This is a genomic window from Microbacterium aurantiacum (assembly GCF_002872075.1).
GTDB classification, from domain to species: Bacteria; Actinomycetota; Actinomycetes; order Actinomycetales; family Microbacteriaceae; genus Microbacterium; species Microbacterium aurantiacum_A.
In genome coordinates this window covers 431,253-447,459 of record NZ_PGGU01000016.1, presented here as the reverse complement: position 1 = coordinate 447,459, position 16,207 = coordinate 431,253, and the positions used below count along the sequence as shown (strand labels likewise).

Below are 16,207 nucleotides of genomic sequence, written 5' to 3'. Positions count from 1 at the left end.
TGCGAGCGTCAGCGCTCGCGTTGTGGGGTCCAGCAACTGCGGCCGCGTGGCGAGGCGGCGGCAGCCCGGTCAGCGGGCGCTGACGAGGTCGGTAGACACCGCTCCGGTGGGGCGCGGGGTCAGAAACGCATCCCATTCCGCGTTCTGCGATGTCTTTCTGACCTCGCATCGTCGCGAAAGGGGAAGGGCGGCCAGGAGGAACGGTCAGGTGGCGGTCTGGGCCAGGTACCTCTCCCGCAGGTACGCACCGGCGGGCTTGCCATAGGGGCAGTAGTCGTCGTTCGAGCCGGCCTCGTCGAGCGCGTACAGCGTCGCGGGCCAGTCCCACAGCATGAAGCCGCGCATCCAGGGGCGCGCATCGCACGCGTCGAACATGGCCCGGTAGTAGCGCAGCTGCTCCTCGCCGGAGGGAGCGCCGACGAGGCTCCAGTCGTTCGGCTTCTCGGGCGAGCCCACGCGCGAAGGACACCCGGCCTCCATGAAGAAGAACGGCTTGCCGGATGCCTCGACCACCCGCTCGATGCGATCGAGCTCGGCATCCCACCGGTCGATCGGGTAGTAGCCGCTCGAGGTGATCACGTCGACGGCGTCCCACCAGGTGACGTGATCCTCCTGGTACTTGTCGCAGTTGTAGGTGACGATGCCGGAGTACACCTCGCGCACGGCCGCGATCAGCGCGCGCCACTCACTCTCCCGCGAGTCGGCCCGCACCATCTCGCAGCCGATGCAGAGCATCTCGCAGCCCTCAGCTTCGGCGATGCCGGCGGCGTGCAGGATGAACGCGGTGTACGAGGCGAACCAGTCGGCCCAGCTGGGCTCACCGGGAACGTCCCAGTCGAAGAAGCCGATGTAGGCGCGCCAGGTGCCGTCGCTGACGTTCACGACCGGCTTCAGGCACACCTTCAGCCCGTGTGCCTTGGCATCGCGGATGGCTCCGACGATCTCCTCCTCGGTGACGGTCGGCGCCTGATCCCAGGGCATCTCGGTCGACTGCGCCGTGGCCTGCTCGACCGCGTACGCGATGGCCGTCCAGTTCACGCCGTGCTCGGCCATCGCGGTCATCGACTCGGATGCCGCATCCGCGGCCCACGTGCCGCGGATGCCGGTCCATCCCCACGTCATGCCGGCCACGTAGGGGGCGAGGGCGTCAGTCACAGCGCGACCAGCTCGTTCGCGGTGCGGACGACGCTCGCCGAGATGAACGCCTCGGCATCCACGCCGGCCGGATGCCGCACCACGAAGGTCGCGGTCTCGCCGGGCAGCAGCGTCACCAGGCCGTCCTCGGTGAAGGCGGCCGGGTCGACCTTGTCGACGAGCAGTGAGAGATCGCGAACCAGGTTCGCCGCGGTCACCCGCACCTCGGTGCCGCCCTCGACCGGCGTCGTCTGGAACGACAGCGACGCCGCGGCGAGCGCCGAGTCGCGCGGCTCGGCGTAGAACCAGAAGCCCCGCTCGCCGGCATCCACCACGAGCACCTCGGTGGAGGCATCCGCCGGAGCCGTCACCGATGCATCGAGCGCGATCGTCGCCGCACCCCATGCCTCGACCCTGAACGGCACGTCCACGGTCGCCAGCGAGGCGCCGTCGAACGACAGGCGCCGCACCGCCAGCGCGCCCTCCCACGCGGAGGCGCTGTCGTTCGAGAGCACCGCAGCCAGCCCATCGCGCCGCGGCTGCACCGACACCACGCGCGGCGCGAACGCCAGCTTGAGCGCATGCCACAGCGGCTTCAGTCGCTCGTCGCCGTCGATCGCGGCCCATGAGGTGACCGGCCAGCAGTCGTTGAGCTGCCAGACGACGGCTCCCATCGTGTGCGGCGCCGAGGAGCGGAAGTGCTCCAGCGCGAAGCGCACCGCGTTCGCCTGGTTCAGCTGCATCGCCCAGTGCCAGCTCTCCATGTCCCTCGGCATCCGGTAGTGCGGGAGCAGCCCGTTCGTGAGCTTCGTGTTCCCCTCGAGAGCCTTCTGGTGCACGACCATGCCGGGCGACTCGGGGGTGAGAGGCGAGTCCGAGACCGACCGCACCAGCGTCGACCAGGCTGGCGGACCCTGCCAGCCGAACTCGGCGACGAAGCGCGGGCGCTGGTCGCGGTAGGTCGGGTAGTCGAGGCGGTTCCACTGCTCCCACAGGTGCATGCTGCCGTGCGACTCCGCATTCGGATGCTCGCCGCCGGGGCTGAACGGGCTGCCGGGGCTGTACGGCACCTGCGGGGCGAGCTCAGCGACCAGCTTCGGGAAGAGCTCGTGGTAGTAGTACGCACCCCAGGTGCTGCCGTCGAGGGAGGTCTTCCACCCCCAGTCCTCGAACCCCCACAGGTTCTCGTTGTTGCCGGTGAGCAGCACCAGGGAGGGGTGCGCTGCGAGCCGGGGGATCTGCTGGCGCGCCTCGGCCTCGATCTCGCTGCGCAGCGGCTCCTCCTCCGGGTACGCCGCGCAGGCGAACAGGAAGTCCTGCCAGGTCAGCAGGCCCAGCTCGTCGCAGAGTTCGTAGAAGTCCTCGGACTCGTAGATGCCGCCGCCCCACACCCGCACGAGGTTGAGGTTCGCGGCGACGGCCTGACGCAGCCGGCGCTCGTACCGCGCGCGATCGACCCGCACGGGCAGGGCATCATCCGGGATCCAGTTGACACCCTTCACGAAGATCGGCCGCCCGTTCACGACGAGCGTGAACGGGGTGCCCTCCGCATCCGGCGCGGTGTTCCACTCGACGGTGCGGAACCCGACGCGGCGGGTCGTCTCGTCGAGCACGCCGTCGTCGTGGCGAAGGGAGACGGATGCCTCGTACAGCGGCTGCTCGCCGTGACCGACGGGCCACCAGCGCTCGGCGTCGGCGGCCTCGACTGCGACCGAGGCGCTGTCCCCGACGACCTGCGCCGAGACACTCGATCCGCCGAGCGACGCCACGACCGTGAGCGGCGAGGTCGCGGCATCCGCCCGCTCGACCTCGATGTCGATGTCGACCCGGCCTCCGACTGACGTGGGGGCGGCCGCGAACCGGGCCTCCGCGATGCGCGCGACCGACCAGGACTCCAGGCGCACCGGTCGCCAGATGCCGGAGGTGTAGGTGGCGATGCCCCAGTCCCAGCCGAAGTTCGACGCGGACTTGCGGATCGCCTCGTACGGCAGCGGATATGGGCGTGGGCGGGCGCCGAGCTCGAGGCTCTGCGCGTTGGCGTACCGGATCGGCGAACGGAAGGCGACCTCGAGCGAGTTCGCGCCCTCGACCAGCAGGGCCCGCACGTCGACGCGGAAGGAGCGGTGCTGGTTCGCCGTCTCGAGCACGACCTGCCCGTTGAGGCGGACCGTCGCCGCGGTGTCGAGACCGTCGAACACCAGGTCATGCCGCTCGTGCGCGTCGGGCGCCCAGTCGAAGCTCGTCGCATACGTCCAGTCGACGAGGCCGATCCAGGCGAGGAGCGCCTCGTTGTCGTCGAGGTACGGGTCGGGGATGAGGCCGGCCGCGAGCAGGTCGGTGTGCACGCAGCCCGGCACGGCGGCCGGCACGGCATCGGGGAGCGCGAACGTCTCCGGCACCGGTCCGGATGCGGCGGTGAGGCTCCATCCGGAGTGCAGGTCCCGGCGGATCGGGGCGATGAGCGTGGTGGGAAGGTCGAGGGTCATTTGACGGCTCCGGAGGTGAGGCCCTTGTAGATCCATCGCTGCAGAAGCAGGAACGCGATGAGGGTCGGGACGATGACGATGAGTGCGCCGGCGGAGATGATCTCCCACTGCGAGCCGAACGGGCCCTTGAACCGGAACAGGGAGGTCGAGATGAGATCTTCTGAGGGCAGGTAGAGGAACGGCGAGTAGAACTCGTTGTACACCGCGATGCCCTTGATGATCACGACCGTTGCGATCGCGGGCTTGAGCAGCGGCAGGATGATCCGCCAGTAGATCGTCCACCTGTTGGCGCCGTCGATCATAGCCGCCTCGTCGAGCGAGACGGGGATCGACGCCATGAACTGGATGAACAGGTAGATCGCGATGATGTCGGTGCCCATGAAGAGCAGGATCAGTGCGGCCTTGGTGTCGTAGAGCCCCAGGCCGTTGATCACCTGGAAGGTCGCGACCTGACTCGTCACGCTCGGAATGAGCGTCGCCACCAGGAACAGGCCCATCACGAGCTTGCGTCCACGGAACTCGAACCGGTCGAGCGCATACGCGGTCATCGTTCCGAGGATGATCGTGCCGACCAGCGAGACGCCCAGCACGATCAGCGTGTTCACGAAGCCGATGAGCATGTCGCCCCGGGTGAACGCGGTGACGAAGTTCTCGAAGTTGAACCAGTTCTGCGGGGGTTCGAGCGCGCCCGTGGCACCGTACTCCTGCGCCGTCTTGAGGCTCGCGAAGACCACGGAGACCAGAGGCAGCAGCGTGCACAGCGCCGCGATGATCAGGCTGAGGTACTTCGCGGTGCTGGCCGAGACGCCTCGCGCACGGATGGCGACCAGGTCGGGTCCGCGGCGCGTGCGGCCCCGCGGATTGACGGCGGGGTTCGTGGTCGTGGCGGTCATGTCAGATCCACCTTCTCGTCGGGGAAGAGCCTGCGCTGGATCCAGGTGACCGCCAGCACGATGAGGAGCAGCACCACGGCCATCGCGGAGGCGAGGCCGACCTGGCGGAAGTTGAACGCGGACTGGATCGTCTGGATCACGAACGTCGACGTGCCGTTGGCGCCGCCGGTCATGATGAACGGGATCTCGAAGACGCTGAGGGAGCCGGCGACGGCGAGGATGAAGGAGAGCCCGATCACACGGCGGATGCCGGGGAACACGATCGCCCAGAACTGCTGCCATCTGCTGGCGCCGTCGAGTTCGGCTGCCTCATAGAGCTCACTGGGCAGAGACTGGATGGCACCGAGGAACAGAACGAAGTTCATGCCCATGTAACGCCAGACACTGGTGCCCGCGAGCGACCAGTTGGCGATGTCGGGGTCGCCCAGCCACTGCGGAGACTCGGAAACCCCGAACCACGACAGCACCGTGTCGAGCGTGCCACCCGGCTGGAACAGGTAGAGGAAGACGAAGCCGATCGCGACGCCGTTGATCAGGTAGGGGAAGAACAGGATGCCGCGGAACAGGTTCTGGAACCGTGTCGAGAAGCTGAGGATCGTGGCGAAGTAGAGAGCGAGGCCCATCTGCACGAAGGAGGCCGCGAAGTAGTACAGGCTGACCCCGAACACCTGGAGGATGCGCGGATCGGTGAACACCTGAACGTAGTTGTCGAGTCCGATGAAGTTCTTCTCGAGGTCGAGCCCGTCCCAGTCGGTGAAGCTGTACCAGATCAGATTCACCGCGGGCCAGTAAGTCAGCAGCAGCAGCAGGCCGACGGCAACGGCGATGAACAGGTACGGCGTGAGCCGCCGCATCACCTTTCCGCGCGTCGCGCGGGTCGTGGCGCGGCCGGAGGGCCGCTCGATGCGGCCCTCCGGTGCGCTGCCGACGACCGTCTCCGGTGTCGTCGTGATCGCCATCGTCACACTCTCCGTCGCGTCGATTCAGTCCGTCACTCGGCGAGCTTCGCGACCGAGGCCGCCCAGCGCTCGTTGAGTTCGGCGAAGTAGCTCTCCTTGTCGCCCTCGGCGGCGCCGCGAGCGATGTCGACGAGCTTCTGACGGTAGATCTGGCCCCACAGGTCGATCTGCGAGTCGTTGGACACGTCGCTGAGCAGGCTCTCCTCACCGGCCGGTGCCGGGTTGGTCTCCATGAGCTCGACCTTCTCCACGGTGAAATCGCCCAGGTTCGCGGGAAGCTCCTTCTCGCTGACGGTCGAGATCATGCCCTGGGTCTCGGTGAAGCCCGAGTCCTCGATGAGCCACTGGATGAACGCCCACGCCGCGGCCTTGTTCTTCGAGTGCTTGCTGACACCGAGGTTGTAGTCGCCGCCGATGATGGAGTACTGCGTGCCGTCGACGGTGGAGGGGAAGGCCATGTAGCCGATGTCGTCGGCCGACGCCCCGTTGTCCTCCGCAGCCGCCTGCATCTGCGAGATGGCCCACGATCCGAGCGTCATGGCCGCGATCTTGCCGGTGCCGATGTCGATCTTGGACTGCTCCCAGTTGGTCGTCAGCGGGTCGGGCTCGGTGAGGCCGGCCTCGACGGCGTCATAGAGGAGCGAGTCGATCGCGTAGATGTCGGTGCCCTCGGTCCACGGAGCATCGTCCTTGGCCATGTGGATGCCGGCGTCAGGGTCGTTGGTGATGGAGCCGAGGTTGCTGAACGCCTGCGACAGCGGCCAGCCGTCCTTGTAGTTGGTGTAGAGCGGAATCGCGTCTGTACCGTCCTTGACCTTCTTCAGAGCGTCGAGGAACTCGTCGTGCGTCTTGGGAAGTTCTGTGACGCCGGCCTCTTCGAAGACCTTCTTGTTGTAGAGCACGCCCTGGGCGTTCCCGCCGATGGCAAGGCCGTACTGGGTGCCGTCGTAGGTGTGCGTGTTCAGGAACCGGTAGGTCTCGGCGAAGTCGCTCGTCTCGCCGAGCGGCTCGAGGAACTGCTCGAACTGGCTGGGCTGCATGGTCGGGATGCCGATGACGTCGCCGTAGTTCTTCGTGGAGAGGCGGGTCTTCATCTCCCCCTCGTAGTCGGTGATGCCCTCGAACGTGAGCTTCACGTCGGGGTACTCCTTGTTGAACTCCTCGGCGTACGCCTCGAAGGTGCCGTCCTCGACGAGGTCGGTGCGCCAGGTGACCACCTTGACGTCGCCCTTCACCTCGCCGTCGATCGTGTTGTCGGGGTCGCTCTCGCCACCCGCCGAGCATCCGGTCAATGCGATCGCCGTCACGGCGAGCGCCGCTGCTGCCACCACTGTCTTCTTTGCCATGTGAGGACTCCTGTCAGGTTCACCCTTGAACTGGGGCCGCCCCGGTGTGCCGTGGGGCTGCTCGGGACAGATTAGGCCGCGCTGTAAGCGTTTCGCAACTAAATGTCAGCGCTGTCCGACGCAAGATCGAAGGCGAGATCCATGCCCTAAATCGCTTTGAACTGGCTTTTTAAAGTGGCGCAACTCTTGACGTACCCAGCTAATGTCGCGTAAATGTCCTTCGATAGACATATCGACATCGCCTTTGCTAGGCTCTCCCTGCGGAACGCGAGGCGAAGGAGCGGACATGGCAGTGCAGCCCAGGGCGACGCTCGACGACGTCGCCCGCCTCGCCGGCGTCAGTTCGAAGACCGTCTCCCGCGTCTACGCCGATCGTGAGCTCGTCGCGCCTGAGACCGTCGAGCGAGTGCTCAGCGCCGCGAAGCGGCTGCGCTTCCGCCCGAACACGCTGGCACGCAGCCTCCGCCGCGGAGGCGCCACGAACGCCATCGGCTTCATCATGGGAGATCTCGGCAACCCGTTCTACTACAAGGTCGCCTCGGGCATCGAGGAAGAACTGCGCAGCACCGGCCACGCACTCATCGTCGCGACCACCGACGACACCCCTGACGGCGAGGAGCGGGTGGCCGACGCCCTGCTCGCGCAGCGCATCGGCGCCCTCCTGCTCATCCCGGTGGCCGACGATCAGTCGTATCTCGAAGGTGAACGGCAGCTGGGCACACCCGTCATCGCCCTCGATCGTCCGGCTCGCAACCTCGTCGCCGACTCGATCGTGCTCGAGAATCGCCGAGGCGCCCATGATGCGACGGTGCGGCTTCTGGAACTCGGCCACCGGCGCATCGCCTACGCCTGCAACCCCGCCGACGTCTACACGCAGGCCGAGCGCCTGCGCGGCTATCGCGAGGCCATGGCCGCATACGGCGTGCGTGACACCGCTGAGCTCGAACGACTGGCCGACGACAAGTCGGTGCAGGGCGAAGACATCATCGGCGCTCTTCTCGACGAACCAGACCCGCCGACCGCGATCCTCACCGGCAACAACAGGATGACCATCGGCGCGCTGCGCGCCTTCCGCGCCCGGCCGGGCCGCACCGAACCGGCCCTGATCGGCTTCGACGACTTCGACACCGCCGACGTGCTCGGCATCACCGTGGTGTCATACGATCCCGTCGAGCTCGGCCGTCGCGCGGCGAAGCTCGCCATCGCACGCATGGCCGAGCCGACCGGCTTCACCAGCCAGATCGAGCTTCCGACCTGGCTGGTCGAGCGCGGCTCCGGCGAGCGTCCCCCCACCCCTGAAGGAGATAATCGATGACCACCCCGCTCGTGCACCTCGAGGCTCACGGCACATCCGTCATCATCGACCCGGCCGGGCAGGGGTTGCCCCGGGTGCTGCACTGGGGCGCGCCGATCGGGATCCGTCTCGACGGTCACGACGACGCCCTGCGCGACGCACTGTCGCGCCAGAGCGCGCCCCGCACGCTGGATGCCCCCTGGCAGGTCTCCCTCTCGCCGCAGGACGCCGATGCGTGGAGCGGACGACCCGGCATGCAGCTGCGCTCCGAGGGCGTGCTGCTGCGTCTGCGCTGGTCTGTCATCGGGGCGGATGCCGAGGCGGATCGCTGCACCTTCACGGCAGTCGACGAGGCAGCCGCGCTCGAGCTCACGATCACGCTTCTGATCGAGGCCGGAGGCGTCGTGCGCGTCGATCAGCGTCTGCGGCACACCGGTGCGGCCGGGTCGCCCTCGGTCGAGGCGGATTGGCTGGAGAGCATCCTCCCGGTGCCGACGACGACGGACCATCTGCTGACTTTCGACGGACGCTGGGCGCGGGAGAAGCGCCCCGTCGTGACGGCGATGCCGGCGGGATCCACCGTGCGCCAGTCCCGGCGCGGACGCCCCGGCCATGACTCGCCGACGCTGATGGTCGCCGCGGAGGGCGTGCCGCGCTGGTCCGATGGCCGGCTGTGGGCCGCGCACGTCGCGTGGTCGGCCGATACCACCTACCGTGTGGACCGGGTCACCGACTCGTTGACCCAGCTCGGCGGCGGAGAGGTGCTGCGCCCCGGAGAGATCGTGCTCGCCCCCGGCGAGGAGCTGGCGGCGCCCTCCGTGCTGTTCGCCCACTCCGAGGCCGGGCTCGACGGCATCGCCGCGGCGTTCCACACGCTGCTGCGTGCTCGCACCGAGCATCCGTCGTCCGTGCGTCCCTTCGTGCTCAACACGTGGGAGGCGGTGTACTTCGACCACGATCCGGCGAAGGTGACGGCTCTCGCAGAGCGGGCGGCATCCGTCGGCGTCGAGCGGTTCGTCCTCGACGACGGCTGGTTCTCCGGCCGGCGCGACGACAGCACGAGCCTCGGCGACTGGGTCGTCGACCGCGAGGTGTGGCCCGACGGTCTCGGCCCGCTCGCCGCCCGGGTGCACGAGCTCGGGATGCAGTTCGGCCTGTGGTTCGAGCCGGAGATGGTGAGTCTCGACTCCGACGTGGCGCGGGCGCATCCGGACTGGCTGCTGCACGACGTGCGCCACCTCGAGCACGACAGGTCGCTGTCCTGGCGCGGGCAGTTCGTGCTCGACTTCGCGAACCCCGCGGCCTACGCGCACGTCTTCGGTCAGATCGACGCCCTCGTCACCGAGCTCGGCATCGACTTCATCAAGTGGGACCACAACCGCGACCTCGTCGAGAGCGTGCACGACGGCCGCCCCGGCGTGCATGAGCAGACCCTCGCGACGCACCGCATGTTCGACGAGCTGAAGGCGGCGCACCCCGGGCTCGAGATCGAATCGTGCTCGTCCGGCGGGGCGCGCACCGACCTCGGAATGCTCGCCCATGCCGACCGCGTATGGGCCAGCGACTCCAACGATCCGGTGGAGCGACAGGACATCCAGCGCTGGACCGGGCTGCTGCTGCCGCCCGAGCTCGTCGGCGCGCACGTCGGACCCGCCGAGACGCACAGCTCGGGGCGCGTGACCCCGCTGTCGTACCGGATGGCCACGAGCCTGATGGGGTCGGCCGGGCTCGAGTGGGACATCCTCGGCTGCTCCGACGAGGAGACCGCGGCGATCGCGCGTTTCACCTCTCTCTACAAGGAACTGCGGCCGATCGTGCACGGTGGCCGCACCGTGCACGCGGATCTGCGGGATCCGGCATGGCGGGTCACCGGGTTCACGACGAAGGCGGCGGCCGTCTACGTCATCGCCACCGTCGCGAGCCTGGAGGACATGCGCGCGGAGCGCCTCCGACTAGGCGGCCTGGACCCGGCCAGGAACTATCGTGTGCGCGTGCGCCGGGAGATCGGCGAGACGAAGTACGGGTGGGCGGCGCCGGAGTGGTTCACCGGCGACGGCATCGAGCTCCCCGGAATCGTGCTCGCCGAAGTGGGCCTGCAGCTTCCGGCGCTCTGGCCGGTGCAGGCTTTCGTGCTGCACGTCGAAGCGGTCTAGGGTACGACGGTGGGAACAGGTGCGCACCCGAGGCAGACGGTCACGATCGCCGAGATCGCCACGCGCGCCGGCGTTTCCCCCGGCGCCGTCTCGTTCGCGCTCAACGGACGCAAGGGGGTCTCCGAGAGCACCCGGGCCCGCATCCTCCTCGTCGCCGATGAGCTCGGCTGGGCGCCCGGAGCGGCGGCCAAGGCGCTGACCGCGAAGAAGACGAACAGCTTCGGTCTCGTGCTCGCACGCGACCCGATGAACCTCGGCGTCGAGTCGTTCTTCATGCAGTTCTTCGCCGGAATGGAGAGCGAGCTGTCTCCGCGCGGCTACGGCCTGCTGCTGCAGGTGGCTCCGGACTCGGAGAGCGAGCTGAAGACGCTCCGGCGCTGGCGCACCACCAGGCGCGTCGACGGCATCCTCCTCGTCGACCTGCACGTCGACGATCCGCGGGCCGAGTACTTCGCGAAGCATCCGGAGTTCCCCTCCGTGGCTGTCGCGGACCCGACCGCGGCACCGGGCCTCACGTCGGTGTGGACCGATGACGCCGAGGCCATGCGCGAGGCGGTCAGGGCGCTCGCCGCCCTCGGACACCGTCGCATCGCGCGTGTGGCAGGCCTGTCCGAACTCGCTCACACGCAGATCCGCGATGCGGCGTTCCATGAGGAGATCGCAGCCCTCGGGTGCGAGGGGATGCTGCTGCGCACGGATTACTCCCCGGAGGAGGGGACGCGGGCGACCGAGCGGGCGCTGGATGCGGAGCATCCGCCGACCGCGTTCGTCTACGACAACGACATCATGGCCATCGCGTCGCTCGGCGTGTTCTCCCGGGCCGGTCTCCGGGTGCCGGACGACGTCTCGATCATCGCCTGGGACGACTCGCTGATCTGCCGGCACATGGTGCCGAAGCTGACGACTCTCAGCCACGACGTCGTCGCCTTCGGCGCGCACGCCGCACGGCGACTGTTCGATGTGCTCGGCGGCGCGACTCCTGCCGCATACCTCGACTCGACGCCCCGGCTCGAGGTGCGGGAGTCGACCGGAGTGGCGCACGGCTGACAGCGTCGGCACTCAGCCGGCGAGGGTGAGCAGCATCCGCGCGAGCGCATAGCGCGTGTGACCTCGGGAGGTGCGCGGGTCGTAGCCGAGGGTGTCGACGAGCGCCGTGAGCCGCTCCTGCACGCTCGAGTGGTGCCTTCCCAGCCGCGTCGCGGCGGCGCGCACGCTCTGCTCGTCGACGACGGCATCCAGCAGGTCAAGGCTGCGCGTGTCCAGGCGCGCGAGCGCTGTCACGTCGGGATGCGGGGCGCCGGAGTCCGCCGTCTCGGCGACGATGAGGGCCGCCCCGAGGTCGGCTGCATGGATCATCCGCTCCGAAGGTCTGGACAGTCGCGCGGCGACGAGGGCTGATGACCAGGATGCCGGCAGCTCGACGCTCGGGCCGGAGATCCCGACCCCCAGGCGCAGATCGGCGAGGTCGTCCCACGCGTGCGCCGCCTCAGTGGCCGTATCCAGGATCGTCGCGCGCGTGAGCCCGTGGCGCGTGGCGACGATCGCGGACGGATGCTGCGGCAGCGGCGCCGGGTCCGGCGGGGAGGCGACGACCCGCACGGCGCCGGTCGGCAGCCGCAACCGTGACACCGCCGACGCCCGTTCGTCGGCGTTCGCGTACGAGCTGATCGCGAGCTCGACGGCGCTCTCCGCACCGAGGGTGCGACGGGCCCGGATGATCGCGAGCGCCAGTGCGAGCCGCTCGAGGATCATCGCGTCGTTCGTGTGCGGTTCACCGGTGCGTTCGATCCAGACGACGGCTTCGGGCCCGCTCTCCCGCAGCGTCCAGGCGTCTCCGGGGTCGACGGGATCCATGCGCACGCCGTCGGCCCGCACTCGGATGATCTGCCGGCCGTCGCGCTGCCCGACCGTCGTCCCGCTGAGCACGGCGGCCCCGCGCAGCATGCTCTCGACACCGACTGAGTGCTGAACGAGCGCGTCGAAATAGGAGACGACTTTGAGCGTCTCGCTCGCATCCGGGTCGAGGGCGGTGAGCCGCCCCAGCAGATCTTGCATCGTCGGGCTCCATCGCGCGGGAGTTCCACACTATGGGGTCAGGATCCGACCCCATAGTGCAAGTGATCAGCCCAGCAGGCGGTTCACCCAGTTGTCGCGTGCGGCGGCGCTCGCCTGAGATACGGCCGCGTGCGGCGCGAAGGAATCGAACGCGTGGAAGCCACCGGCCCACACGTGGAGTTCGGCCTGGACGCCGGCGGCCCACAGGGCCGTGGCATAGGCGACATCCTCATCGCGGAACACCTCGGCGCTGCCGCAGTCGATGTAGGCCGGCGGGAGCCCGGAGAGATCGGTCGCCCTGGCGGGTGACGCGTAGATCGAGACGGCATCCGTACCGCGACGATCGCCGAGAAGGGCCGTCCAGCCGATGACGTTGGAGCCGCGGTCCCACACTCCGATGCCGTCGATCTGCTGCGCCGACACGGTCGAATCGCGGTCGTCGAGCATCGGGCAGATGAGCAGCTGTCCGATGAGAGCCGGCCCCTGTCGATCGCGGGCGATCAGCGCAGTCCCGGCGGCGAGGCCTCCGCCGGCGCTGCCGCCGCCGATCAGGACTCGGGCCGGATCGATGCCGAGCTCGCCGGCGTGGTCGACGGTCCAGATCAGCCCCGCGTAGCAGTCCTCGACGGGATAGGGGTCGGGGAACTCAGGTGCGAGGCGGTACTCGACCGTGACGATGACGCCGTTGAAGCGCTCCGCCCAGTCGAGGAAGGCGGTGACCCCGAGCCAGCGGCTGCCGACGATCATGCCCCCGCCATGAGTGTGGAAGAAGCCGGGACCGGTGCCGACTCGGCCCTCTTTCTCGATCACCGAGACGATGATGTCGTCACCCTCGTGGCCCGCGATGGTCACATCGCGCCAGACGAAACCGCGCTCGGACAACAGCCGGAAGGTCTCGTCCTCCCCGGTGAGAATCATCCCCTGCCTCATCAGCGGGATCATCTCGGCCGTGAGCGTCGGAGGCATCTGCTCCAAGACCAGCGCGAGCGCCGCCTCCAGCTCGGGATCGAAGGGGGGTCGGGCGAGCGTCTCGGTCATCGGAACTCCTTTGTCACTGGGTCCATCGCCACCCGAACGGTGACGCTCGCCCCAGCTTCGCTCTACGCGATTCCGAGGGTAACCCGCCGTGCGAGGCCGATCCGCCGTCGGATGACCGCCGAGTGGCGGGTCCTACGCCGTTCGGTCGATCGGGACGCGATGGATGCCGAGATCGGTGCGACCGGGAAGCAGATCCGCTCGGAGCGCTCGGGTGCCGTGGTACTCACCGTCGCGGAGTCGGCGATACGGGCGGCTCGGCGATTCGTCGCGGATGCCGGAGAGCCGTTCGACCAGCCGCGCGCTCTCGTGCTCGACCCCCGTCGGCTCCAACCCGTCGGCGTCGTGGACGACGTGCAGGTCGAGCGGCTCGATCCCGGTGTACCAGAGGGTGCCATGGGTGAGCGGGAACAGCAACGAGTCCACGTCTCCGCTCACGCCCCGTTCCCCGATGGAGCGTTCGTCCTCACCGGCCGTCACGATCACGAGGGCACGGCGCCCGGTGAGCAGGCCGTCGCCGTAGCGCAATGGCAGACCGGTGCGCGGATCGACCGGACCGTAGGCGAACCCATTGGTCAGCACGCGATCGAACCACCCCTTGAGGATCGCCGGGGGTCCGTACCACCACAGCGGGAACTGGAGCACGACGAGATCGGCGGCCTGGAGCTTGCGCTGCTCCTCGCTCACATCGGACGGCACCTGGCCCTCGGCATACGCCTCGCCCATGAGGTCGACGACGCTGCCCTCCCTCCCCTGCGGATCGCCCAGATCCTGGGCCGCGAGGACGGGGTCGAACCGCTGACGATAGAGGTCGGTCGTCGCAACGTGGTAGTCGCGCGACAGCGCCTCCACCCCGTCGCGGAACAGCCGGGCGTTGAACGAGTTCTCCTGGGGGTGCGCGTAGATCCAGTGGACGGACGGACGTGATGCGGACACGGATGGCCTTTCTTCAACGGGATTCAAGGACAGAGGGCTCGGGTGCGCGCCTCCAGAGCGGCAGGAGCGCTGCGGCGACGACCATCCCGGTCGCGACGAGGAGCGCGACGATGAAGCCGCGAGTCCCGACGATCGAGGCGATCGTGCCGAGCACGGCGATTCCGAGGCCGCCGCCGAGGGCGAAGCCGACCTCCTGGATCGCCCCGACCTGGCCGGCGTCGTCTTCGGTCGTCACGTCGAAGAGGGTCGTCGCGGCGAGCGTGGCCGCGACGCCGAACCCCACTCCGACCAGCACGAGCGGGATCGCGACGAGATCGACCCCTGTCGCGAGCCAGGCGAGTCCCGCCCCCTGCACCATGAGCGCCAGCACCGTCAGCGCGGGTGACGTCAGCCAGCGGAGGAACAGGGGTGCGAGCACTCCGCCGAGCGCGATCGCCACCGCCTGCGGAAGGATCGCGATCCCGGCTTCGGCCGCGCTGTACCCACTGACATCCTGCAGATGCAGACTCACCAGGAGCACGGATGCCGTCGACACGCCGCTGCTCGCCACGATGCGCACGATGGCAGGGCTGAACCCGGGTACGCGGAAGAGTCGCATGTCGATGAGGGGTTCGCGCAGGGTGCGCTGGCGGCGGATGAAGAACACGAGCGTCACGACCGCGACGAGTCCTGCGATGCCCGCGGCGAGCGGAGCTGCGAGCACCTCGTGCAGGGCGAAGACGAGAGCCCCGAGGGCGACGATCGACGACACGATGCTGAGGATGTCCCGCGACGGTGGCCGCGAGCTGCGTGAATCAGGCACGAGCCAGATCGCGAGCACGCCGGCGACGACCGCGAGCGGCACGCTGCCCAGCAGCAGCCAGCGCCACCCTGGGCCCTCCGTGACGAGCCCGCCGAGTACCGGACCCAGAGCGCTGCCTGCGCCGAAGGTCGCGGTCCACAGCCCGTAAGCCAGCACGCGCTGGCGTGCGTGATAGTGCGCCCCGATCGTGGCCACGACGCCGGCCACGACGAAGGCCTCGGCGACGCCCAGGAGAGCCCGCACCACGACCAGCAGCATCCCGTCCTGGGCGAACCCGCCCACGACGTTGAGCACCGCGAAGCCGGCGAGCCCGAAGAGCACGATCCGCTTGCGCCCGAACGCGTCGCCGATCCGCGCGGCGACGATCAGCGTCGCGGCAAGAGAGAGGGCATAGACGTCGACGAGCCAGAGGGCGCCGCTCTCACTGAGGGTGAGGTCGCCTCGGATCGCCGGCAGCGCGGTCGACATGCTGCTGATCGCGAGGGCGCCGATCAGGATGCCGAGAAGCAGCGGGATCATGGCAAGCCACGGGTGGAGGGTCGAGCGGGGCCGAGCGGCTGTTGCGGGTGTCGAGAAGGTCACCATGTCAGTCTCGCGGGCGGGTACACTTCTAGCAAGTACGGTCATTCAGGGTACATAGTGACCTTTTGGATACTATGACGCAGCGGAAGGCAGTCCGATGAGGGAGAAGACGGAGCGCATCATCCGGGAGTGGGGAGACGCGTGCGACGCCGAGGTCTCGATCGCGGTGCTCGGCGGAGCCTGGAAGCCCAGCATCCTCGGCCTTCTCGACCAGCACGAGGTGCTGCGGTTCGGCGAGCTCAGCAGGCTGCTCGACGAGCCGACCGCTCGCGTGCTGACCCGACAGCTGCGCGAACTGGAAGACGACGGGCTCGTCATCCGCACTGTCTATCGGCAGGTCCCGCCCAAGGTCGAGTACCGGCTGAGCGACCTCGGCCGGGGGTCGACGCCGCTCGTCGAGGCGCTGACGAGCTGGGGCGGTCGCTACGCCGCGCACCAGCGGCGCGAGCTGGCACAGACGGCAGCCGAACCCGAGCTGCTCGACGAGCTCGAGACCGCCGACGCGCGCTGACCCCCGGGTTCCTTCTGCGGT

General features: G+C 68.8%; 13 protein-coding genes. 4 read left to right on the top strand and 9 right to left on the bottom strand.

Translation table 11 applies throughout. The annotated features are described in order from the left end of the window. Nucleotides 1-204: 204 nt before the first annotated feature. From CUR96_RS12890 to CUR96_RS12870, 5 genes are read right to left on the bottom strand one after another with little or no spacing between them, the layout of a single operon-like run. Nucleotides 205-1,155, bottom strand: a complete 951-nt coding sequence (locus CUR96_RS12890; protein ID WP_432612426.1) for a glycoside hydrolase family 113 — start codon at nucleotides 1,153-1,155, stop codon at nucleotides 205-207. Further along, nucleotides 1,152-3,620 (bottom strand): glycoside hydrolase family 2 protein, encoded by a 2,469-nt coding sequence (locus tag CUR96_RS12885; protein WP_102193697.1) that lies wholly within the window; start codon nucleotides 3,618-3,620, stop codon nucleotides 1,152-1,154. The genes CUR96_RS12890 and CUR96_RS12885 overlap by 4 nt, the downstream gene beginning before the upstream one ends. Next, nucleotides 3,617-4,513, bottom strand: coding sequence for a carbohydrate ABC transporter permease (locus CUR96_RS12880; protein WP_102193696.1), 897 nt, complete (start codon nucleotides 4,511-4,513; stop codon nucleotides 3,617-3,619). The genes CUR96_RS12885 and CUR96_RS12880 overlap by 4 nt, the downstream gene beginning before the upstream one ends. Next, complete coding sequence (locus CUR96_RS12875; protein WP_102193695.1) at nucleotides 4,510-5,472, bottom strand: carbohydrate ABC transporter permease; 963 nt, start codon at nucleotides 5,470-5,472, stop codon at nucleotides 4,510-4,512. The genes CUR96_RS12880 and CUR96_RS12875 overlap by 4 nt, the downstream gene beginning before the upstream one ends. Nucleotides 5,473-5,504: 32 nt before the next feature. Next, nucleotides 5,505-6,818 (bottom strand): ABC transporter substrate-binding protein, encoded by a 1,314-nt coding sequence (locus tag CUR96_RS12870; protein ID WP_102193694.1) that lies wholly within the window; start codon nucleotides 6,816-6,818, stop codon nucleotides 5,505-5,507. A gap of 286 nt (nucleotides 6,819-7,104) precedes the next feature. On the opposite strand from CUR96_RS12870, the gene CUR96_RS12865 reads away from it, so the two are divergent. From CUR96_RS12865 to CUR96_RS12855, 3 genes are read left to right on the top strand one after another with little or no spacing between them, the layout of a single operon-like run. Beyond that, nucleotides 7,105-8,133 (top strand): LacI family DNA-binding transcriptional regulator, encoded by a 1,029-nt coding sequence (locus CUR96_RS12865; RefSeq protein ID WP_102193693.1) that lies wholly within the window; start codon nucleotides 7,105-7,107, stop codon nucleotides 8,131-8,133. Then, nucleotides 8,130-10,265: an alpha-galactosidase gene (locus tag CUR96_RS12860; RefSeq protein ID WP_102193692.1), complete on the top strand. Its 2,136-nt coding sequence runs from the start codon at nucleotides 8,130-8,132 to the stop codon at nucleotides 10,263-10,265. Before CUR96_RS12865 ends, CUR96_RS12860 begins: the two co-directional genes overlap by 4 nt. 9 nt (nucleotides 10,266-10,274) lie before the next feature. Further along, entirely contained in the window at nucleotides 10,275-11,312 is a 1,038-nt protein-coding gene (locus CUR96_RS12855; RefSeq protein ID WP_102193691.1) for a LacI family DNA-binding transcriptional regulator, read from the top strand. A 12-nt stretch (nucleotides 11,313-11,324) separates the two neighbouring features. Here CUR96_RS12855 and CUR96_RS12850 read toward each other — a convergent pair whose 3' ends face one another. From CUR96_RS12850 to CUR96_RS12835, 4 genes are all read right to left on the bottom strand, one after another. Continuing rightward, complete coding sequence (locus tag CUR96_RS12850; protein WP_102193690.1) at nucleotides 11,325-12,320, bottom strand: hypothetical protein; 996 nt, start codon at nucleotides 12,318-12,320, stop codon at nucleotides 11,325-11,327. 66 nt (nucleotides 12,321-12,386) lie between these two features. Continuing rightward, complete coding sequence (locus tag CUR96_RS12845; protein ID WP_102193689.1) at nucleotides 12,387-13,358, bottom strand: alpha/beta hydrolase fold domain-containing protein; 972 nt, start codon at nucleotides 13,356-13,358, stop codon at nucleotides 12,387-12,389. Between the two features lie 132 nt (nucleotides 13,359-13,490). Then, nucleotides 13,491-14,291: an NAD(P)H-dependent oxidoreductase gene (locus CUR96_RS12840; RefSeq protein ID WP_102193688.1), complete on the bottom strand. Its 801-nt coding sequence runs from the start codon at nucleotides 14,289-14,291 to the stop codon at nucleotides 13,491-13,493. A 13-nt stretch (nucleotides 14,292-14,304) separates the two neighbouring features. After that, a complete protein-coding gene (locus tag CUR96_RS12835; RefSeq protein ID WP_180969024.1) occupies nucleotides 14,305-15,675 on the bottom strand; it encodes an MFS transporter in 1,371 nt (456 codons plus the stop codon). 97 nt (nucleotides 15,676-15,772) lie between these two features. Here CUR96_RS12835 and CUR96_RS12830 point away from each other — a divergent pair, with 97 nt between their 5' ends. Next, complete coding sequence (locus CUR96_RS12830; protein WP_102193686.1) at nucleotides 15,773-16,186, top strand: winged helix-turn-helix transcriptional regulator; 414 nt, start codon at nucleotides 15,773-15,775, stop codon at nucleotides 16,184-16,186. Nucleotides 16,187-16,207 lie beyond the last annotated feature (21 nt).